Genomic DNA, 17,741 nt, shown 5'->3' with positions numbered 1-17,741 from the left:
GTCAGCCTCAGAAATTCAGAACAGTGTCGTAATGGGAAAGTTGGTCGCGCAGCGCGTCGGCCGGGAGGAGTGTGACATCCAGCACGAAAGACGTCTTATCGCTCAGACCGCGCGCAGCCAGAGAATCAGCGCAGACAAAAAAGGTTTCAATGTCGTAAAGCGGCAGCACTTTAAAGGTCGCGATGTAATCCCGCGCCAGAATAGCCTTCGGCTGCTGGCCCGCCAGAAGCTGAAACACGCCATCCCCTAAAAAGAAGACACCGATGTCTTCGGTCAGCGCTGATGTTGCGAGCAACGCATCCAGCCCTTCTCTGCCGGACGCACTACCGTGCGGAGCAGATGAAAAAACAAACGCCACGCGTTTCATCAGAATTGCACCACTCTGTCGCAGGTTAACGCAGCCTGTGCCAGTGCGCCCAGACCGCTCAACGTAAACCCCGGCTGCAGGTTGGCCCCTGGCAAGCCAAGACGTTCAGCTTCGGTGGCATCGGTCACGCCGCGACGCAGGGCTGCCGCCACGCAGATATGCAGCGCAACCCCCCTTGTCTCGTTCAGCGTCTGCCAGGCGCGCACCAGATCAAATTCATCGCTGGCCGGTGAGGTAAACTGGTTGGCGTTATACACCCCTTCCCGATAAAAGAAGACGCTCACCAGCTCATGTCCGGCAGCCAGTAACGCATGCGCAAACTGCAGCGCGCTGCTGGCCTGCTGAGTACCATACGCCGGGCCTGTCACCATCAGCGAAAAACGCATTACTTGTCTTGCCCCTGGAAATCACCGCTTTTGAACTGGCGGATGTAGAGGTAGACCGTATGCTTGGAAATGTTCAGGCGATCGGCCACCTGGTTAATGGCGTCTTTGATGTCAAAAATCCCTTTCTCATAGAGATTCAGCACGATCTGACGATTCTTGGCGTTGTTCGATACGTTGCGATCGGCATTCACCTCTTCGATAGTGAACTCAAGCGTCTGCGTCACCAGATCTTCAACAGAGGAGGCAAAGTTAACTGAGGACCCAACGTCCGGCGTTTCAGGCGGTATGAAAGTGCTCATGATTTGCGAGAACGGCACATCAAGGTTCATGTTGATGCACAACAGACCGATCACGCGATGCTCGCGATTTCGAATCGCGATGGTTTCTGATTTCATCAGTACGCCGCTTTTGGCGCGGGTGAAATAACATTTGGAGACGCTGCTGTCCGCGCCGGTCATGTCATGCAGCATACGCAATGCAAGGTCGGTGATTGGCGAACCAATTTTACGGCCAGTATGCTCACCATTAGCAATGCGGATGGCGGAACACTTAAGATCTTGCAGGGAGTGCAATACGATTTCGCAGTGGGACCCAATGAGCATCGCTAACCCGTCCACTACCGCCTCGTAGGATTTCAGAATATCGAAGTCGGTCTGGTCGAAAGGACGTTGATCCAGTAAATCAAGTTCACTGGTTTCGTTGGTTAAAAGCGACCTGGACATGAAAAAAACACTCCTTTTCAGGAGCCTGTCGTTAGGTTTTCAGGGCAGGCTCATTATCTACACGGACAACTAAATTAATACAGCGTGCATAACGCTTTCCAGTGTTAATTATATCTGCCCCACAATAAAAAAAACCGCCGCCTTAAAGGCGGCGGTTTTCATTCCATTACTTCTTCGCGTCTGTCGCAGCTTTCTGTTCTGCCTGCGCTTCTGGTTTCGCATCAGCTTTCGGCGCTGGCTTGATATCCAGCAGCTCTACGTCAAAGACCAGGGTAGAGTTAGCAGGGATACCTGGAACGCCGGTTTTGCCATATGCCAGATCCGGTGGAATAACCAGTTTGATCTTGCCACCTTTCTTGATGTTTTTCAGACCTTCAGTCCAGCCTGGGATCACACCATCCAGACGGAAGGAGAGAGGCTCACCACGGGTGTAAGAGTTATCGAACTCTTTACCGTCGATCAGCGTACCTTTGTAGTTAACCACGACAGTATCGCTGTCTTTAGGCGCATCACCGGTACCTTCTTTCTCAACTTTGTACACCAGACCCGTAGAGGAGGTTTTCACGCCCTTCTCTTTAGCAAAGGTATCGCGGTAGGCTTTGCCTTTCGCTTCGTTGTCTTTTGCATCCGCTTCCATCTTAGTCTGAGCGGCACCTTTCACACGTGCTTCGAACGCCTGCAGAGTCTGTTCAATTTCCTGGTCAGACAGTTTGCTCTTATCTGCAAATGCGTCCTGAACGCCCGCGATCAGCTGAGCTTTGTCCAGTTTAATGCCCAGTTTCTCTTGTTCTTTCAGAGAGTTTTCCATGTAACGACCCAGAGATGCGCCAAGTGCGTAGGCGGATTTCTGGTCGTCATTTTTGAACGCCGCTTTGCTGTCTGCAGTTGCAGCAGGCTTCGCAGCAGTATCAGCAGCGAAGGACAGCGGCGCGTTCAGCGCAACAGCCATCGTCGTCGCCAGCAGCGTTACTTTAAACAGTGATTTCATCCATATCTCCAGGGCCTGGGGACTCTCACCCCAGCGTTAAACGTAAATGAGTTACGTACTATAAAACGTTGCGGAAGAAATCTACAGACAGACTCTCCCGATTCTCGCCACTTTTCAGACTATTTTTGTTTAAATAAGTTTCTTGCCAAGGGGATAGATACTGAACTTAAGGATAAACTCAGTTAAACTTCGCCGCCGCTGGCCGATTGTGGTTAATGAGATACAACGAGGTGAATGATGAAGGACACAATGTTAGAAGCGAGAATGGCTGAGCTGGAAAGCCGCCTGGCTTTTCAGGACATCACCATCGAAGAGCTAAACCAGACCGTGACCGCACATGAACTGGAAATGGCGAAACTGCGGGATCTCATGCGCCTGCTGACGGACAAACTGAAGGCCACACAGCCGTCACATATTGCCTCTCAGTCAGAAGAGACGCCACCACCTCATTATTGAGGCGTAAAAAAAGCGGGATTATTATCCCGCTTTTTTATTTTCCGCATAACGGAATTAGTGGCAACCGCAGCCGCCGTTACCGCAACCACCTTTACCGTGGTCGTGACCATGGTCGTGATCGTGGCCGTGACCACCACAGCAGCCGTCGTGGCCGTGATCGTGGTCATGGTCGTGACCGTGCGCACCGTGAACGTGGCCATGAGCCAGCTCTTCTTCGGTCGCTTCACGGATCGCAACAACTTCTACGTTGAATTTCAGGTTCTGGCCAGCCAGCATGTGGTTGCCGTCAACCACAACGTGGTCGTCTTCCACTTCAGTGATTTCAACAGGAACCGGACCCTGGTCAGTTTCCGCCAGGAAGCGCATGCCAACCTGCAGTTCGTCAACGCCCATGAACACGTCTTTAGGAACGCGCTGCACCAGGTTGTCGTCGTACTGACCGTAAGCGTCGTTCGCGCCAACAGCAACGTCGAATTTGTCGCCAACGTCGTGACCTTCCAGCGCGTTTTCCAGGCCGGAAATCAGGGAACCGTGACCATGCAGGTAGTCAAGCGGCGCACTCACCGGAGACTCATCAACCAACACACCGTCTTCTGTACGTACCTGATAGGCCAGGCTGACCACCAGGTCTTTTGCTACTTTCATGATATCTCCTGAGCAAGGGAAAATTGCTGGCGCAGATTGTAGCGGAAATCTGCACCCGTGTACCCTTTAGCTTAAAAAAACTCAGGGCATATCGCTAGTCCGGATGAAAAATCCCGATAACTTGCTCTTCTTTGCGAACATGATCGCGGGCTTCTTTATCCGCCTCGCGCATCTGATGACCGCACTTAACACACTCTACGACATCAATATTATTTTCCCGCCACATCGCCAGCGTATCTTGCGCCTGGCAGCTCGGGCATTTTGCGCCCGCAATAAAGCGTTTACGTACAGCCATCTTTCGTTACCCTTTATTCAAATTCATCCCAGCCATCGAGCTGGCGTCGTTCCTGTTGCATCTCTCGCTGGAAAATCTCTTCCAGCTCCCGACGCGCTTCCCGCACGCGGGAGATCTGCGCCGTATCAGAGTGTACCGGCATTAATTCGCGCAGCATTCGCATGTCCAGCCGGCGAAAATGCATCTGGGCCCGCTGAGCCTGATGAGGATGCATGCCCAGCGAAATCAGCGCTTTACGTCCCAACTCCAGCGCACTGGAAAATGTCTCACGGGAGAAGTGCTTCACACCTGCCTGCAGCAGTTCGTGCGCTTCAACACGTCCACGCGCACGCGCCAGAATATGCAGATGCGGGAAATGCTGCTGGCACAGTTCCACCAGCTTCATCGTATCTTCCGGATCGTTGCAGGTAATCACGATGGATTCTGCCGCTTCTGCTCCCGCTGAACGCAACAGTTCGAGCTGGGTCGCGTCGCCGTAGTAAACCTTGTAGCCGTATTTACGCATCAGGTTCACCGCGCTGATATCGCGCTCCAGCACCGTGATGCGCATTTTGTTCGCCATCAGCAGACGTCCAATCACCTGCCCAAAGCGGCCAAAGCCCACCACAATCACCTGCGGCTTATCATCCTCCACCCACGGCATCTCATCTTCATCCTCTGTCGGATTTAAACGCCGTGAGAGCAGCTTATCCACCAGCCTGATGAGCAGCGGGGTGGTCATCATCGACAGCGTGACCGTCACCAGCAACAGCGCCATCTGATCGTCTTTAAACAGCTTCTGGGAGGAAGCGGTGGAGAACAGCACGAACGCGAACTCTCCGCCCTGACTTAAGACGCTGGCAAACTGCATGCGCTCGGAACTGCGCAGCCCGTATATCCGTGCCATGACGTACAGCACCAGCGTTTTTACCGCCACCAGCACAACGACGCTCATCACCACCCACAGCAGATGGGTATAGAGCACGCCCAGGTTGAGCGCCATTCCCACCGAAATAAAGAACAACCCTAACAGCAGCCCTTTAAACGGATCGATAGCCGTTTCCAGTTCGTGACGATATTCGCTTTCAGCAAGGAGCACCCCGGCGATAAACGTACCGAGCGCCATCGACAGCCCCAGCGCGTCCATAAACAATGCCGAGCCCAGCACCAGCAGCAGCGTCGCGGCAGTAAACACCTCGCGCACGCCAGAGGCGGCAATAAAACGAAACACCGGTCGCAGCAGGAAACGCCCGCCAATCAGCATGCCGGCGAAGGCCAGCACCTTCATGGAGATTTTGACCCAGTCAAAATGATCGTCACCGGAGCCTGCCAGTAACGGCACCAGTGCCAGCGCCGGGATCACGGCCAGGTCCTGAAACAGCAGTACCGAAAAGCCCAGCTGTCCTGCCTCGTTGCGGTTCATCCCTTTGTCACGCATTAACTGCAGCGCCATCGCTGTCGACGACATCGCAAGACCTATTCCGCCGATCACCGCCGCCTGCCACGAGAAGTTGGTCAGCATTAACAGCCCGGCCAGAATCGCGGCACTGAACAAGACCTGCGCCGCCCCCACGCCAAATATTGATCGCCGGAGCTGCCACAGTTTTGACGGGTTCAGTTCGAGGCCAATGATGAACATCAGGAACACTACGCCCAGTTCAGAGAAGTGGAGAATTTCATCCACATCGCTGATGAATCCCAGCCCCCAGGGGCCAATGGCGATCCCGGCCAGCAGGTAGCCCAGCACCGCGCCAATGCCCAGCCGGGCGGCCAGCGGAACCGCCACCACTGCGGCAAATAAAAACAGCACGCCGGCCAGGAGTAAATTCGATCCTTCCATTAGCGACCTCCCGCCGATATCGGTGATGCAAGCCAATCGCCATACGCTCTGGCGTGGCTCGCCAGCGCTTCAGGCTTCTGGCGACGCGCCCAGTAGACAATAATCGGGCTCATCCAGTGCATGCGGCACATCGCAGCCGTCAGCTCAAACGGCCGCAGGATATCACTCATGGGATAACGGTTAAGACCGTCGTGGCGGTAAGCGCTCTCTGGCTCACCGGTCGTAATGACACTGCGCCAGTACTTTCCCGCCAGCTGGTTGCCCCCCACCCCGCTGGAGAACCCCCGGCTCAGCACACGGTCCAGCCACTCTTTCAGCAGTGCCGGACAGCTGTAGGTATAAAGCGGATGCTGGAACACAATCACGTCATGCTGACGCAGCAGTTCCTGCTCGTAAGGAATATCAATAAAGAAATCAGGATAGTGCGCGTAGAGATCGTGCACCGTCACATTGCTGAGCTGAGTAGCCGGCTTAAGCAGAACCCGGTTTGCCACCGAGTCCTGAGATTCCGGATGGGCATACAGCAGCAGCACTTTCGCTGTCTGAGACATCACTCCCCTCCCGGTTCTGTTTCTGTTTTTGTGTATCGTCGTTGTTTTGGGCTACCATGGCGGCCCGGTGCGGAAAATGGCCCACACCTTACATTATCATAATGACAAATTAACATAGTCGGAACATACGGCGCTTCTATGATTGTTTTCTCCTCGTTACAAATTCGCCGCGGCGTGCGCGTCCTGCTGGATAACGCCTCCGCCACCATCAATCCCGGTCAAAAAGTGGGTCTGGTCGGCAAAAACGGCTGCGGAAAATCGACCCTGCTTGCGCTGCTGAAAAACGAGATTAGCGCTGACGGCGGTAACTTTACCTATCCGGGTAACTGGCAGCTTGCCTGGGTAAATCAGGAGACGCCTGCCCTGAGCGAACCCGCTCTCGACTATGTTATCGACGGCGATCGTGAATACCGTAAGCTGGAAGCTGAACTGAACGCCGCCAACGAGCGAAATGACGGTCATGCTATCGCCACCGTCCACGGTAAGCTGGACGCCATCGACGCATGGACCATTCGCTCCCGCGCCTCCAGCCTGCTGCACGGTCTGGGTTTCAGCAACGAACAGCTTGAACGCCCCGTCAGCGACTTCTCCGGCGGCTGGCGTATGCGCCTTAACCTGGCGCAGGCACTGATTTGCCGTTCCGACCTGCTGCTGCTTGATGAACCCACTAACCACCTCGATCTCGATGCGGTTATTTGGCTGGAGAAGTGGCTCAAGAGCTATCAGGGCACTCTGATTCTGATCTCCCACGACCGCGACTTCCTCGACCCGGTGGTGGATAAAATCATTCATATCGAACAGCAAAGCCTGTTTGAATACACCGGCAACTACAGCTCATTCGAGCGCCAGCGCGCGACGCGCCTTGCTCAACAGCAGGCGATGTACGAAAGCCAGCAGCAGCGCGTGGCGCATCTGCAAAGCTTTGTTGACCGCTTCAAGGCAAAAGCGTCTAAAGCCAAGCAGGCCCAGAGCCGCATCAAGATGCTGGAACGCATGGAGATGATCGCCCCGGCGCACGTCGATAACCCGTTCCACTTCAGTTTTCGCGAGCCCGAGAGCCTGCCGAACCCACTGCTGAAGATGGAAAAGGTGAGCGCTGGCTACGGCGATCGCATTATTCTCGACTCCATCAAGCTCAACCTGGTGCCGGGTTCACGTATTGGTCTGCTGGGGCGTAACGGCGCCGGTAAATCGACGCTGATAAAACTGCTGGCGGGCGAGCTTAACCCGGTCAGCGGCGAGATCGGCCTGGCAAAAGGCATTAAGCTTGGCTACTTCGCCCAGCATCAGCTGGAATTCTTACGCGCGGATGAATCGCCCATCCAACACCTCGCGCGACTGGCGCCGCAGGAGATGGAGCAGAAGCTGCGCGATTACCTTGGCGGCTTTGGCTTCCAGGGCGATAAAGTCACCGAAAACACCGAACGTTTCTCCGGCGGCGAAAAAGCGCGTCTGGTGCTGGCGCTCATCGTCTGGCAACGCCCGAACCTGCTGCTGCTCGATGAACCTACAAACCACCTCGATCTCGACATGCGTCAGGCGCTGACCGAAGCGTTAATTGAGTTTGAAGGCGCGCTGGTTGTCGTCTCGCACGATCGTCACCTGATCCGCTCCACAACGGACGATCTCTATTTAGTGCACGATGGCAAAGTCGAGCCGTTCGATGGCGATCTGGAAGACTATCAGCAGTGGCTAACGGACGTGCAGAAGCAGGAAAACCAGCCGGACGACTCGTCGAAAGATAACGCCAACAGCGCCCAGGCGCGTAAAGACCAGAAGCGCCGTGAAGCGGAACTGCGTACTCAAACCCAGCCGCTGCGTAAAGAGATTGCCCGTCTCGAAAAGGAGATGGAGAAACTTAACGCTCTGCTGGCTACCGTTGAAGAGAAGCTGGGCGACAGCGGTCTGTATGACCAGAGCCGTAAGGCGGAACTGACCGACTGCCTGCAGACACAGGCGAAGACGAAATCCAGCCTCGAAGCATGCGAGATGGCGTGGCTGGACGCCCAGGAACAGCTGGAAGCCATGCTGCAGGCCGACTAAATCCCCGGGAGGGTTATGAGTTTCGATATCACGAGCGACATTACATTTCGTAAACTCAGCATCTTCATGACCTTTATGGAGAAGGGCAATATCGCCCGTACCGCCGAAGCGCTTGGCCTGAGCGGCGTTAGCGTGCACCGCGCGCTGCATACTCTCGAAGAAAATGTGCGCTGCCCGCTCTTTACGCATAAAGGTCGCAATCTCATTGCGCTGCCTTCGGCCTGGACGCTGCTGGAATATTGTCAGGAAGTGATGCAGGTAATGGCGCGCGGGCTGGAAGAAGCGCGCAAAACGGCCGGCGTTGGCCAGGGACGACTGCGCGTCGGCACGCTCTACTCGCTGACGCTGGAAACCGTGCCACGCCTGATTATGGGGATGAAACTGCGCCGTCCGGACCTGGAGATGGACCTGACGATGGGCTCTAACGAGACCCTGTTGCGTATGCTGGACGACGGTTTGCTCGACGCCATCCTCATCTCTATTTCCGAAAGCGATATCGACCGCAACAGTCTGGAAGTGCTCCCCCTGTTCCATGACGACATTTTTCTTGCCGCACCGGCCTCTGCCACGCTGAACACCAGCGGGCCTGCCGACTTACGTGATTACAAAGACCAGAAGTTTGTCGCGCTGTCGGAAGGGTTTGCCACCTACGCCGGGTTTCAGGAGGCGTTTCATATTGCCGGTTTCGAACCGGAAATCGTCACCCGCGTAAATGACATTTTCTCGATGCTGAGTCTGGTGCAGGCGGGCGTGGGCTTTACGCTCATGCCAGGCAGAATGAAGAAAGTGTATGAGAACTCAGTACAGCTACTGAAGCTGGCCCAGCCGTATCAGATGCAGCAGTTGATTGCCATTGTGTTTGCCCGCAACCGCGAGCAAGACCCCAGCCTGCGGGCACTGGCAGCCGAAGGGCGAATGTATGCCCGCAGTATCGCCATCGACCCTGCGCAGACCCTACCGCTGTAGCCGCTTAGCCAGGTGTACCGCCACGTCAACACCACTGCGCTCCAGCGAAACTGATTCCCCTTCCCAGGCCGCCTGACGCGTCAGGCAGGTCAGTACTCCGCCAGGTGGCATTTCAATCGCCAGCCGAGCTTCACGCTCGTTGGCAGAAATCACCGCTTCCTGCCAGCGCACCGTGCGCGCCATATTCATCGCCAGATCGTCCGCGATTTTCTCAGGCGTCCAGAGCACGCGTCCTGTGCTGCCGCTCAGGTAAGCACAGCGCGGGCGTGTGAGCGTGACGGATGTGAATGCCTCCACCAGCTTGTGCGCCGGCTCCGCCAACAGCTCGCAATGGGAAGGCACGCTGACGGTCAGCCGATGCGCCTTATTAGCCCCTTTTGCCAGCGCGCGTTTCGCCACCTGCGCCATCCCCTCATCGGTGCCGGCGATCACAATCTGCGTTTCCGCGTTCAGATTGGCGATATACGTTCCGGTGCCTTCCAGCAACGCTTCAACCTGAGGCAGGGTCAGACCCATTATCGCGGTCAGGCCATAACCGTGCGGATAGGCTTGCTCCATGAGATCGCCACGCAGCGCGACCAGCTTCAGCGCGTCGGCAAATTCCAGCGCACCGGCAATGACCGCGGCCGGATACGCGCCAATAGACAGACCGCTGACGATATCCGGTGCCACGCCGCGTTGTTCAAGCTCACGCGCCCAGGCAACACCGGCAATTAACAACGAAAGCTGAACGGCTCGCGTGTGGGTTAACGCTGCCGCGGTATCCAGCGTATCGACTTCGCCACCCAATACCTCGCGGGCCTGCTCCAGCGTCGTGCCAGGCAGGTTTTGCAGCATACCGACATGCTGGGTGCCCTGCCCTGGAAAGGTAAACAGTATTTTCATCACTCCTCCCTGTGCCACGGGTCCGCCACCAGGCGCGGCCCACGGCGGGTCTTCAGCAACGTTTTGCCGTCGCGCAGCCACTCCGTCAGCGCAAAGCCGCCTTCAGGGGTGTCGACCTGGGTGTCTGCCCGACATAACGCGCGGCTGAGCTGTGACGCCCAGACACGAAAAGCGTCAGCCGACAGAGGCTGAGGGGCTCGCACCAGCAGATCGAGATCGCTGTCGGCATGAATGACCGGGATACCGGTCGCCAGGGCGTAGCCCGTGCTGCCCGTAATTCCCCACGTCCACGGCCATGACTGCTGAGAAAGTTGCAACGCCACCTGAACCGGTGGCTGAGTCACAAACGGTGAACGCAGAAGATCGGCGGTCACGCTCAACGCCTCGGGTGAGACCACCCGCACGACGTTGCCTGGCTTCACCCAACCGGCCGCCCGCTGGTCGCGGCGTAAACCGCGTACGCCAACGGGAATACGGCCAGCATTATCAACATCACGCCGCACGACCACCGGTAAACCGGTATGCCATACCGCATCCACCCAGTCGTCAGTGATGCCTTCCAGCGCGTCACGCGCGTTAAGCCAGATGAGGTCGTGAGGGCGTAATGTTGTGGTCATAATTACATTCCTGAAGTCAGCGAGATAAACAGTGGCAGCGACAGGATACACAGTACCGAGCTTAACAGCAGCACCGCTTCCGCATCCGGAGACTGCACGCCAAAGCGGTTACCGAACACCACGCCGAAGAAACCGGCAGAGAGCGCAATCATAAGGATAGCGGTGATCGCCACGGAGCCGTGCAGACCGAAGATCAGAACGATACCCCAGGCAATCGCAGGCTGGATCAGCAGCTTGGCTACGGTTGAGGTAATCACCATGGTGTTGATCTGCAGCTTACGCGCAGAAAGGATCACCCCGGTCAGGAACAGCGCGGCAGCCGTTGCAGAAAGGCCCAGTGGCTTAATGGCGGCCAGAACAAGTTCAGGCATTTTGATGCCGATAGCAGACAAAATCACACCCAGCAGGGGACCCATCACAATCGGTTTTTTAATCGAACGCCACATCAGCACCGGCAGCATCGAGAGCGTTGAACCGGAGTTATTGCCTTCGGCACGCGCTTTTTCACGTTCCAGAATCAGCAGGCAGAACGGCGTCATCAGTACCGAACCACAGGCAATAGAGACCGCCACGGACAGTGAGGTTGAAGAGCTCTCACCCAGCACGCTGCCCAGAATCGGCAAGCCAAGCGCGGCATAGTTTGGCAGCGCAACCGTCAGCGTAAGCACGGCGGCATCCTGCGGGGATTTTTTAAAGACGCTGGTCGCGAGGAAGTAAATGGCCGCGTAGGTTATCCACATCGCCAGGGTCAGCACCAGAATCAGCGGTGACTGGGCTACGATGCCGGTCCACGGGGTTTGCACCGTAGCGCTGAACAGCGCGGCAGGCAAAGCAAAATCCATGACGAAGATATTAAGCAGGGAGACATTTTTGTTATCGACCATCTTTGCCTTACCGGCCCAGAATCCCAGCAGCATGATGACGAAAATCGGTGCAAGAGCATGAACAATTACGTAAGTCATAATTCACCTGTAGTAAAAAAGTTTAAGCACTGGCGCGATGATTATTATTTTCAGGATGCAGGTTCCCGCGCGGACGTAACGGTTACGTCCGCGGGGAGTGCATCTGGCAGGTCTCTTTTTACTTACCAGCTTGCCCGCATGCGTTCGCGTACGAGGGCAGAGCTGCGGCGATTGTCAGCACCGAGACGGTTTTTCAGGGTGTTGTCCTGACGAGCGTCATGGATGGCCTGTTGCAGCGTGGTTTTCACCTGCGTCAGATCGTTTTCAGAAGGGGCATCCGGGTTGCTGATGTCCAGCAGGTTGGAAAGCAGCCCCAGTGTGGCGTAGTTGCTGATGTCATAGGCCATTGGCGGGATCGTTGCCGCCAGTTTTTCCAGCGCGTCCACGGTACGTAGCGTAATACGCGCCGCAGACTCTTTACCCATGGCATGGATCAGCACGCCTTTATCGTTAAAGGCAATCAGGCGGTTTGCCTGGTACCCGTGCGCCAGAAACGCGCCGGACATCGCTTTACCAACGATAAGCCCAATCACCGGATGGCCGGCCAGACGCGCGTTAGCATAGGCCGCCGCCGCGCCGGCCAACGCCTGGTGAATACCAAATGCCTCTTCACGACGGCCATAGGCCTGGCTTGGCACGTCAATCACCGCCACGATCGGGCGCTTCACGGCGCTGTTGGCATCGGCGGCAACGGTTTCGCTCACCACTTTTGCCAGCGTCCAGCCTTCCAGCAGACCGACTTCCCCTTTCGCCGCGCGCGGGAAGTGGTTGTTGGCATCCGGTACCACGGCAACAAAACGTACCGTTTCACCGTTAAGTTCACCATCGGCCGCCTGTACGGACGGGCATAACCCTTCCAGGCGTCTGGCGTTCGGCGCGAGCGTTTGCAGCCAGAGTTCGCCACGGCTTACTGAGTTAGTCATCATTTCACCTCCCGGGCAAAGAGCGCTTTAATCTGTTCGGCATCGGCCTGTTTGCGGGTGTCGAAATTCGTCAGACGGTTCAGGTAATCGTCATAGTTATCGGTGCGATGTTTTGCAGGCACGCCTTTGGCAATCGCGTCGTTCATCGCCGCTTTCACCGCATTCACGCCATCGCCAACCAGTGCATCTACCAGGCCGCTTTCATAGCGGACTTCGCCACCGGTCATGCTCCAGATAAACGGACGGTCGCGGGAGTCATACTCTTCAATCCCCGCTTCCTGCTCGATAACCTGAGGACCATTCAGACCGAGACGCGCTTCGCGGGTGACAATCAGGTAGCTGCACAGTGCAGCAGCGATAGACATCCCACCGAAGCAGCCCACGGTCCCGGCCACAATCCCGACCACCGGGGTGTAACGGCGCAGGTCAACAATTGCTGCATGAATATCGGCAATGGCCGCCAGGCCCAGGTTGGCTTCCTGCAGACGCACGCCGCCGGTTTCGAGACACAGTACCGCCTGCGTCGGGATCCCGTTGCGGTTATCTTCTGCCGCCAGCTCCAGCGCGGCCGCCATTTTGGCGCCGGACACTTCGCCCATGCTGCCGCCCTGGAACGCACCTTCGATCGCCACCACTACCGCAGGCTGACCGTTGAGGGTGCCTTTGGCGACCACCATGCCGTCATCGGCCTGAGGAACGATGCCCTGCGGCCCCAGCCACGGGGAGATAATGCCTTCAAAAGGATCCAGCAGTTCGCGATAGCTCCCGTCGTCCAGCAATGCCTGCGCACGCTGGCGAGCTTTTAATTCAATAAAACTCCGATCATCACGCATGGCTCACCCCTTCAAAAACCTGTTCGATACGAATGCGTGCCACCCCCGGCGTCGCGCCAAAGTCGTGGATCGTCAGTTTTCCTGCAGGCAGGCTGCTGACAGTGTGCAGGCGGTTGAACAACGCCTCCCAGCGACCGCGGCTGTTGTCGACGGACGTGGTGATATCAATGGTTAACGTCTGGCCCGGTTCGGCGGCAAACAGCACCTCCATATCCCCGGAACCAACAACCCCTGCGAGCGCTTTGCCGCTTAACGCGCGGCTCGCTGGCATGGTTAATGTGATTTTTTCCATAACATCCTCTTAATGCTTTGAATAAGGCGTTTCGATGCGATCGAGAAACAGCGTGGCGGCAAGCAGGTCGGCTGCTCCGCCCGGTGAGGCATTGAGTGCCAGCATGTGACGGTCTAATCTCGCCAGCGCCATCTGGCCTGCGGATGTCGCGCATCCTCCGGCGCTCAGCACCGCACGCGCACCGTTCTGCATGGCCTCCAGCCCCGCCATCCCGGCGCGCGACAGCACGCAGGTGTCGGTAAGCGACGTCATGATGGCCATCAGCGCATCGAGCCTTGCGTACGTTTCGCTGCTGCCGTTAAGACGGCTCAGACGAAGCTGCGGCAGAGCACGCTGCATCACGTGTGGAAATGCCTGCTGAGCCTCTTCACGTGCGCCCGGAACCCGGTAGCGGCGCGTGGCGCGTAGCCCTTTGCTGAACACTTTCGGTGCCGCGTCATCGGGCAGTTTCGCCAGCTGTGCCGCGGTATTCGCTACCGCCTGCGCGCTGGCATCGCCACCGAGCATCGCCACGGCACTGACCAGCAGCCCCAGCGCCCAAATCGCGCCGCGGTGGGTATTTACACCGTCGGTAGCCGCCATCATCTGCTGCTCACCTTCACGGCCGAGCCGCCCTATGGTTTGCCTGAGCGCAATATCCGCCGGACGCTGCCAGCTGTGTTGCGCCAGCGCCTGAAACGTGGGGGTCAGGCTGCGCGCGGAACGCTCCATCAACGCGAGCGACAGATCGTGGTGCGCGCCGTTCCCCCGACTGTCCACCAGACCAGGTTTCGGGCTTAACTGTGCTTCGTCAATCAGACACTGCGTGGCGGTTCGCGCCAGCCATTCGGCACCGCCTTCAACCTGAATCTGGGGCAGAAGTTTCATTACCAGCTCCGGAATTTCGCAGGTGGGTTGTAAAGACCGCCAGACCATTCAACCAGGTCTGACACGCTGCCTGCTGCCAGCAGAGAACGGGTGGCATCGGTGCGGCGAATCCCCATATCTTCCGGGTAAACCACTTTGCCGCTCTGGCGCAACTGCGCCACACGTTTGGCATCGACGCCCAGACCGATATCGGTGATCCCCGCGACGGCCGCAACCATCGCCCGGCGCTCTTCAAGACTTTCTGCGCGATAGAGGTAAGCAATCCCCTCTTCCGTCAGCACATGTGTCACGTCGTCGCCGTAGATCATGACCGGAGCCAGAGGCATCCCGGACGCTTTCGCAACGTCAACAGCATCGAGTTTTTCCACAAAGGTCGGTTTCACGCCTGCCTGGAAGGTTTCCACCATCTGGACGACGAGTTTTTTACCGCGCTGCATCGGATCAGGTTCGGTGATCATGTTCAGCCAGGCCGGGGTGGCATGACGACGACCATGCGGGTCATGGCCCATGTTTGGCGCACCGCCGAAACCAGAGAGACGACCACGGGTCACGGTTGAGGAGTTGGCATACCCGTCAACCTGCAGGGTTGAGCCGATGAACATATCAACGGCGTACTGGCCTGCCAGCTGACAGAAGGCGCGGTTGGAACGCATAGAGCCGTCGGCACCGGTAAAGAAGATATCCGGACGTGCACGAATGTACTCTTCCATCCCCAGCTCACCGCCGAAGCAGTGCACGCTTTCCACCCAGCCGCTTTCAATCGCCGGGATCAGGGTTGGGTGCGGGTTAAGGGTCCAGTGTTTACAGATTTTGCCTTTCAGGCCGAGCTGTTCACCGTAGGTCGGCAGCAGCAGTTCAATCGCCGCGGTATTGAAACCAATCCCGTGGTTCAGGGATTGCACCTGATGTTCCGCATAAATGCCCTTAATGGCCATCATCGCCATCAGGATATGTTCCTGTTTGATGAGACGCGGGTCGCGGGTAAACAGCGGTTCGATAAAGAACGGTTTGTCGGCCACCACCACGAAGTCAATCCAGGAGCCGGGAATATCAACGCGCGGCAGGTCGCATTCGTCGTCCACCAGCTCATTCACCTGTGCGATGACAATGCCGTCATGGAATGCAGCCGCTTCCACCAGCGCGGGGGTATCTTCGGTGCTTGCGCCGGTATAAAGATTACCTTTTCGGTCCGCTTTAAAGCCGGCAATCAGCGCCACGTTTGGCGAGAGATCCACGTATAGACGTGAATAGAGTTCTATGTAGGTATGGATAGCGCCAATTTCGAGCTGACCATCTTCCAGCAGCTGCGAGATGCGCAGGCTCTGGGTACCGGAGAAGGAGAAGTCCAGCTTGCGGGCGATACCTTTCTCAAAGATATCCAGATGCTCGCTACGGCCCACGCTTGGCATAATCATGTGCAGGTCATGCACGATTTGCGGGTTCACTTCAGCCAGCGAGCGTGAAAGGAAATCGGCCTGCTTCTGGTTATTACCTTCCAGAACGACTTTGTCGCCAGGCGCGATCAGTTTTTCCAGCATGGCGACAAGATCGCCGGTTGGCAGTACCTTGCCCTGCACCGGTACGGAGGCCAGACGACGCGCTTTCTCGGTGCGTCGTGTGTTCCATTGCCGGGTGGGTGTTTGCCCAGATAACATTATTAACCTCCTGATTCAGCACATCATTCTGATTTGCTTAACGTTGAGTAAAGTGTGCGCTGTGGCGAGGAAGCCATCAATTAAGCGCAGGGCGGAATCATTAGCCTGAGAGTAATAATCAAGGTAAATATTTGTGATCGAGATCAGTTCATGTTTCGGAAAACCAGGCTAAACGGGGTACAATTCGGAAAGAACAGAAAATAACTGACAAGAATTAGCATCGCCGTTATGAGCCAAATCATTCCATCAGACTTCGACATCATCGCCGAAGACAGCACCGAGTTCGTGCCCATGCGCGGCGTGGCCAATTGCCATCTGCAGACCATGCTGCCGCGACTTATCCGCCGTAAGGTTCAGTTTACGCCGCACTGGCAACGGCTGGACTTACCGGACGGTGACTTTCTGGACCTGGCATGGAGTGAAGAGCCAGAACAGGCGCGCCACAAGCCGCGTCTGGTGGTTTTTCACGGTCTGGAAGGCAGTCTGCACAGCCCCTATGCACACGGGCTCATCCAGGCAGCCAAAGCGCGGGGCTGGCTCGGCGTGGTGATGCACTTTCGCGGCTGTAGCGGCGAACCGAATCGCCAGAAGCGCATCTATCACTCGGGTGAAACCGAAGACGGCACCTGGTTTTTACACTGGTTACGGGAAAACTTTGGTACCGTCCCGACAGCGGCCGTGGGCTACTCGCTGGGCGGCAATATGCTGGCCTGCCTGCTGGCAAAAGAGGGCGACACCGTGCCGCTGGATGCGGCCGTCATTGTCTCCGCGCCCTTTATGCTGGAGCAGTGCAGCTACCATATGGAGAAAGGCTTTTCCCGGGTCTATCAGCGTTACCTGCTCAACCTGCTGAAAGCCAACGCGGCGCGCAAGCTGAAGGCCTATCCGGATACGCTGCCGGTGAGCCTGCGTCAGTTGAAAAAGGTCCGTCGCATCCGCGAATTCGACGATCTGATCACCGCCAAAATTCACGGTTTTGCCGATGCGATTGACTACTATCGTCAGTGCAGCGCCATGCCGCTGCTCAGCAAGATCACGCAACCGACGCTTATCATTCATGCCAAAGATGATCCGTTTATGGATCATCACTCTATCCCCGCGCAGGAATTTTTGCCTGCCAACGTTCACTACCAGCTGACAGAGCATGGTGGTCACGTGGGGTTCATCGGTGGAACGTTGCGCCGCCCGAAAATGTGGCTGGAGTCGCGTATTCCTGACTGGCTTACCCCTTATCTGGACGGTGCAAAATGATTATTCCGTGGCAGGATCTCTCCCCCGAAACGCTCGATAATCTGATTGAAAGCTTTGTCTTGCGCGAAGGTACCGATTATGGTGAACATGAACGTTCGCTTGAGCAAAAGGTCAACGATGTGAAGCGCCAGCTCAAAAGCGGCGACGTGGTGCTGGTATGGTCTGAACTGCATGAGACGGTCAATATCATGCCCCGCAACGCGTTTCATGGCTGATCT

The 17,741-nt window shown here is 56.7% G+C and carries 21 protein-coding genes; 5 read left to right on the top strand and 16 right to left on the bottom strand.

From position 1 onward, the window contains the following. Nucleotides 1-7 precede the first annotated feature (7 nt). From tusC to fkpA, 4 genes are all read right to left on the bottom strand, one after another. Nucleotides 8-367: a sulfurtransferase complex subunit TusC gene (tusC, locus tag QE396_RS18950; protein WP_020884605.1), complete on the bottom strand. Its 360-nt coding sequence runs from the start codon at nt 365-367 to the stop codon at nt 8-10. Further along, nucleotides 367-753 (bottom strand): sulfurtransferase complex subunit TusD, encoded by a 387-nt coding sequence (tusD, locus tag QE396_RS18945; protein ID WP_020884604.1) that lies wholly within the window; start codon nt 751-753, stop codon nt 367-369. The genes tusC and tusD overlap by 1 nt, the downstream gene beginning before the upstream one ends. Then, nucleotides 753-1,475 (bottom strand): transcriptional regulator, encoded by a 723-nt coding sequence (locus tag QE396_RS18940; protein ID WP_014171909.1) that lies wholly within the window; start codon nt 1,473-1,475, stop codon nt 753-755. The genes tusD and QE396_RS18940 overlap by 1 nt, the downstream gene beginning before the upstream one ends. Nucleotides 1,476-1,641: 166 nt before the next feature. Beyond that, nucleotides 1,642-2,463, bottom strand: coding sequence for an FKBP-type peptidyl-prolyl cis-trans isomerase (gene fkpA / locus QE396_RS18935; protein WP_014171910.1), 822 nt, complete (start codon nt 2,461-2,463; stop codon nt 1,642-1,644). A 237-nt stretch (nt 2,464-2,700) separates the two neighbouring features. Between fkpA and QE396_RS18930 the strand changes: the two genes are divergently transcribed. Further along, nucleotides 2,701-2,919, top strand: coding sequence for a protein SlyX (locus tag QE396_RS18930; protein ID WP_020884603.1), 219 nt, complete (start codon nt 2,701-2,703; stop codon nt 2,917-2,919). A 54-nt stretch (nt 2,920-2,973) separates the two neighbouring features. Here the strand turns inward: QE396_RS18930 and slyD are convergent, their stop codons facing one another. The 4 genes from slyD to kefG form a co-directional block, all read right to left on the bottom strand. Continuing rightward, a complete protein-coding gene (gene slyD, locus QE396_RS18925) occupies nt 2,974-3,564 on the bottom strand; it encodes a peptidylprolyl isomerase (protein WP_014171912.1) in 591 nt (196 codons plus the stop codon). Nucleotides 3,565-3,658: 94 nt separating this feature from the next. Next, on the bottom strand, nt 3,659-3,859 hold the full coding sequence (locus tag QE396_RS18920; protein WP_013099038.1) for a YheV family putative zinc ribbon protein: 201 nt from the start codon (nt 3,857-3,859) through the stop codon (nt 3,659-3,661). A 13-nt stretch (nt 3,860-3,872) separates the two neighbouring features. Then, on the bottom strand, nt 3,873-5,678 hold the full coding sequence (gene kefB / locus QE396_RS18915; RefSeq protein WP_020884602.1) for a glutathione-regulated potassium-efflux system protein KefB: 1,806 nt from the start codon (nt 5,676-5,678) through the stop codon (nt 3,873-3,875). Continuing rightward, the gene (gene kefG, locus QE396_RS18910) at nt 5,678-6,229 is read right to left on the bottom strand and encodes a glutathione-regulated potassium-efflux system ancillary protein KefG (RefSeq protein WP_020884601.1); all 552 of its coding nucleotides are present in this window, start codon (nt 6,227-6,229) and stop codon (nt 5,678-5,680) included. Before kefG ends, kefB begins: the two co-directional genes overlap by 1 nt. A 138-nt stretch (nt 6,230-6,367) precedes the next feature. Between kefG and QE396_RS18905 the strand changes: the two genes are divergently transcribed. Next, the gene (locus tag QE396_RS18905; protein WP_020884600.1) at nt 6,368-8,272 is read left to right on the top strand and encodes an ABC transporter ATP-binding protein; all 1,905 of its coding nucleotides are present in this window, start codon (nt 6,368-6,370) and stop codon (nt 8,270-8,272) included. A 15-nt stretch (nt 8,273-8,287) separates the two neighbouring features. Next, complete coding sequence (locus QE396_RS18900; RefSeq protein WP_020884599.1) at nt 8,288-9,238, top strand: LysR family transcriptional regulator; 951 nt, start codon at nt 8,288-8,290, stop codon at nt 9,236-9,238. On the opposite strand, the gene mdcH is transcribed toward QE396_RS18900, so the two are convergent. The 8 genes from mdcH to mdcA form a co-directional block, all read right to left on the bottom strand. Further along, on the bottom strand, nt 9,227-10,123 hold the full coding sequence (gene mdcH, locus QE396_RS18895; protein ID WP_020884598.1) for a malonate decarboxylase subunit epsilon: 897 nt from the start codon (nt 10,121-10,123) through the stop codon (nt 9,227-9,229). The two genes, QE396_RS18900 and mdcH, sit on opposite strands and share 12 nt — an antisense overlap. Then, on the bottom strand, nt 10,123-10,740 hold the full coding sequence (locus tag QE396_RS18890) for a malonate decarboxylase holo-ACP synthase (protein WP_020884597.1): 618 nt from the start codon (nt 10,738-10,740) through the stop codon (nt 10,123-10,125). The genes mdcH and QE396_RS18890 overlap by 1 nt, the downstream gene beginning before the upstream one ends. Before the next feature lie 2 nt (nt 10,741-10,742). Continuing rightward, complete coding sequence (locus QE396_RS18885) at nt 10,743-11,702, bottom strand: AEC family transporter (RefSeq protein ID WP_014171919.1); 960 nt, start codon at nt 11,700-11,702, stop codon at nt 10,743-10,745. A 122-nt stretch (nt 11,703-11,824) separates the two neighbouring features. Continuing rightward, the gene (gene mdcE / locus QE396_RS18880) at nt 11,825-12,625 is read right to left on the bottom strand and encodes a biotin-independent malonate decarboxylase subunit gamma (RefSeq protein ID WP_032670503.1); all 801 of its coding nucleotides are present in this window, start codon (nt 12,623-12,625) and stop codon (nt 11,825-11,827) included. After that, complete coding sequence (locus tag QE396_RS18875; RefSeq protein ID WP_014171921.1) at nt 12,625-13,458, bottom strand: biotin-independent malonate decarboxylase subunit beta; 834 nt, start codon at nt 13,456-13,458, stop codon at nt 12,625-12,627. The genes mdcE and QE396_RS18875 overlap by 1 nt, the downstream gene beginning before the upstream one ends. Then, nucleotides 13,451-13,750, bottom strand: a complete 300-nt coding sequence (gene mdcC / locus QE396_RS18870) for a malonate decarboxylase acyl carrier protein (protein WP_020884595.1) — start codon at nt 13,748-13,750, stop codon at nt 13,451-13,453. The genes QE396_RS18875 and mdcC overlap by 8 nt, the downstream gene beginning before the upstream one ends. Nucleotides 13,751-13,759: 9 nt before the next feature. After that, a complete protein-coding gene (locus tag QE396_RS18865) occupies nt 13,760-14,617 on the bottom strand; it encodes a triphosphoribosyl-dephospho-CoA synthase (protein WP_020884594.1) in 858 nt (285 codons plus the stop codon). Next, nucleotides 14,617-16,272 carry a malonate decarboxylase subunit alpha gene (gene mdcA / locus QE396_RS18860; protein WP_014171924.1) on the bottom strand — a complete coding sequence of 552 codons (1,656 nt, stop codon included), beginning with the start codon at nt 16,270-16,272 and terminating at the stop codon, nt 14,617-14,619. The genes QE396_RS18865 and mdcA overlap by 1 nt, the downstream gene beginning before the upstream one ends. A 228-nt stretch (nt 16,273-16,500) precedes the next feature. On the opposite strand from mdcA, the gene QE396_RS18855 reads away from it, so the two are divergent. Then, complete coding sequence (locus QE396_RS18855; protein WP_014171925.1) at nt 16,501-17,523, top strand: hydrolase; 1,023 nt, start codon at nt 16,501-16,503, stop codon at nt 17,521-17,523. After that, on the top strand, nt 17,520-17,738 hold the full coding sequence (locus QE396_RS18850) for a YheU family protein (protein ID WP_003861664.1): 219 nt from the start codon (nt 17,520-17,522) through the stop codon (nt 17,736-17,738). Before QE396_RS18855 ends, QE396_RS18850 begins: the two co-directional genes overlap by 4 nt. Nucleotides 17,739-17,741: the final 3 nt, after the last annotated feature.

Origin of the sequence: Enterobacter sp. SORGH_AS_0287 (assembly GCF_031453695.1) — a bacterium.
Taxonomy (GTDB): domain Bacteria; phylum Pseudomonadota; class Gammaproteobacteria; order Enterobacterales; family Enterobacteriaceae; genus Enterobacter; species Enterobacter ludwigii.
The sequence above is the reverse complement of the archived record's forward strand: the minus strand, read 5'-3'. Positions and strand labels throughout refer to the sequence as shown.

Coding starts and splice junctions, on each gene's coding strand:
- tusC (WP_020884605.1), bottom strand. CDS start 367: ATGAAACGCGTGGCGTTTGTTTTTTCATCTGCTCCGCACGGTAGTGCG.
- slyD (WP_014171912.1), bottom strand. CDS start 3,564: ATGAAAGTAGCAAAAGACCTGGTGGTCAGCCTGGCCTATCAGGTACGT.
- kefG (WP_020884601.1), bottom strand. CDS start 6,229: ATGTCTCAGACAGCGAAAGTGCTGCTGCTGTATGCCCATCCGGAATCT.
- QE396_RS18850 (WP_003861664.1), top strand. CDS start 17,520: ATGATTATTCCGTGGCAGGATCTCTCCCCCGAAACGCTCGATAATCTG.
- QE396_RS18940 (WP_014171909.1), bottom strand. CDS start 1,475: ATGTCCAGGTCGCTTTTAACCAACGAAACCAGTGAACTTGATTTACTG.
- QE396_RS18920 (WP_013099038.1), bottom strand. CDS start 3,859: ATGGCTGTACGTAAACGCTTTATTGCGGGCGCAAAATGCCCGAGCTGC.
- QE396_RS18855 (WP_014171925.1), top strand. CDS start 16,501: ATGAGCCAAATCATTCCATCAGACTTCGACATCATCGCCGAAGACAGC.
- QE396_RS18905 (WP_020884600.1), top strand. CDS start 6,368: ATGATTGTTTTCTCCTCGTTACAAATTCGCCGCGGCGTGCGCGTCCTG.
- fkpA (WP_014171910.1), bottom strand. CDS start 2,463: ATGAAATCACTGTTTAAAGTAACGCTGCTGGCGACGACGATGGCTGTT.
- QE396_RS18885 (WP_014171919.1), bottom strand. CDS start 11,702: ATGACTTACGTAATTGTTCATGCTCTTGCACCGATTTTCGTCATCATG.
- mdcA (WP_014171924.1), bottom strand. CDS start 16,272: ATGTTATCTGGGCAAACACCCACCCGGCAATGGAACACACGACGCACC.
- QE396_RS18900 (WP_020884599.1), top strand. CDS start 8,288: ATGAGTTTCGATATCACGAGCGACATTACATTTCGTAAACTCAGCATC.
- mdcC (WP_020884595.1), bottom strand. CDS start 13,750: ATGGAAAAAATCACATTAACCATGCCAGCGAGCCGCGCGTTAAGCGGC.
- mdcH (WP_020884598.1), bottom strand. CDS start 10,123: ATGAAAATACTGTTTACCTTTCCAGGGCAGGGCACCCAGCATGTCGGT.
- QE396_RS18930 (WP_020884603.1), top strand. CDS start 2,701: ATGAAGGACACAATGTTAGAAGCGAGAATGGCTGAGCTGGAAAGCCGC.
- QE396_RS18875 (WP_014171921.1), bottom strand. CDS start 13,458: ATGCGTGATGATCGGAGTTTTATTGAATTAAAAGCTCGCCAGCGTGCG.
- tusD (WP_020884604.1), bottom strand. CDS start 753: ATGCGTTTTTCGCTGATGGTGACAGGCCCGGCGTATGGTACTCAGCAG.
- mdcE (WP_032670503.1), bottom strand. CDS start 12,625: ATGACTAACTCAGTAAGCCGTGGCGAACTCTGGCTGCAAACGCTCGCG.
- kefB (WP_020884602.1), bottom strand. CDS start 5,678: ATGGAAGGATCGAATTTACTCCTGGCCGGCGTGCTGTTTTTATTTGCC.
- QE396_RS18890 (WP_020884597.1), bottom strand. CDS start 10,740: ATGACCACAACATTACGCCCTCACGACCTCATCTGGCTTAACGCGCGT.
- QE396_RS18865 (WP_020884594.1), bottom strand. CDS start 14,617: ATGAAACTTCTGCCCCAGATTCAGGTTGAAGGCGGTGCCGAATGGCTG.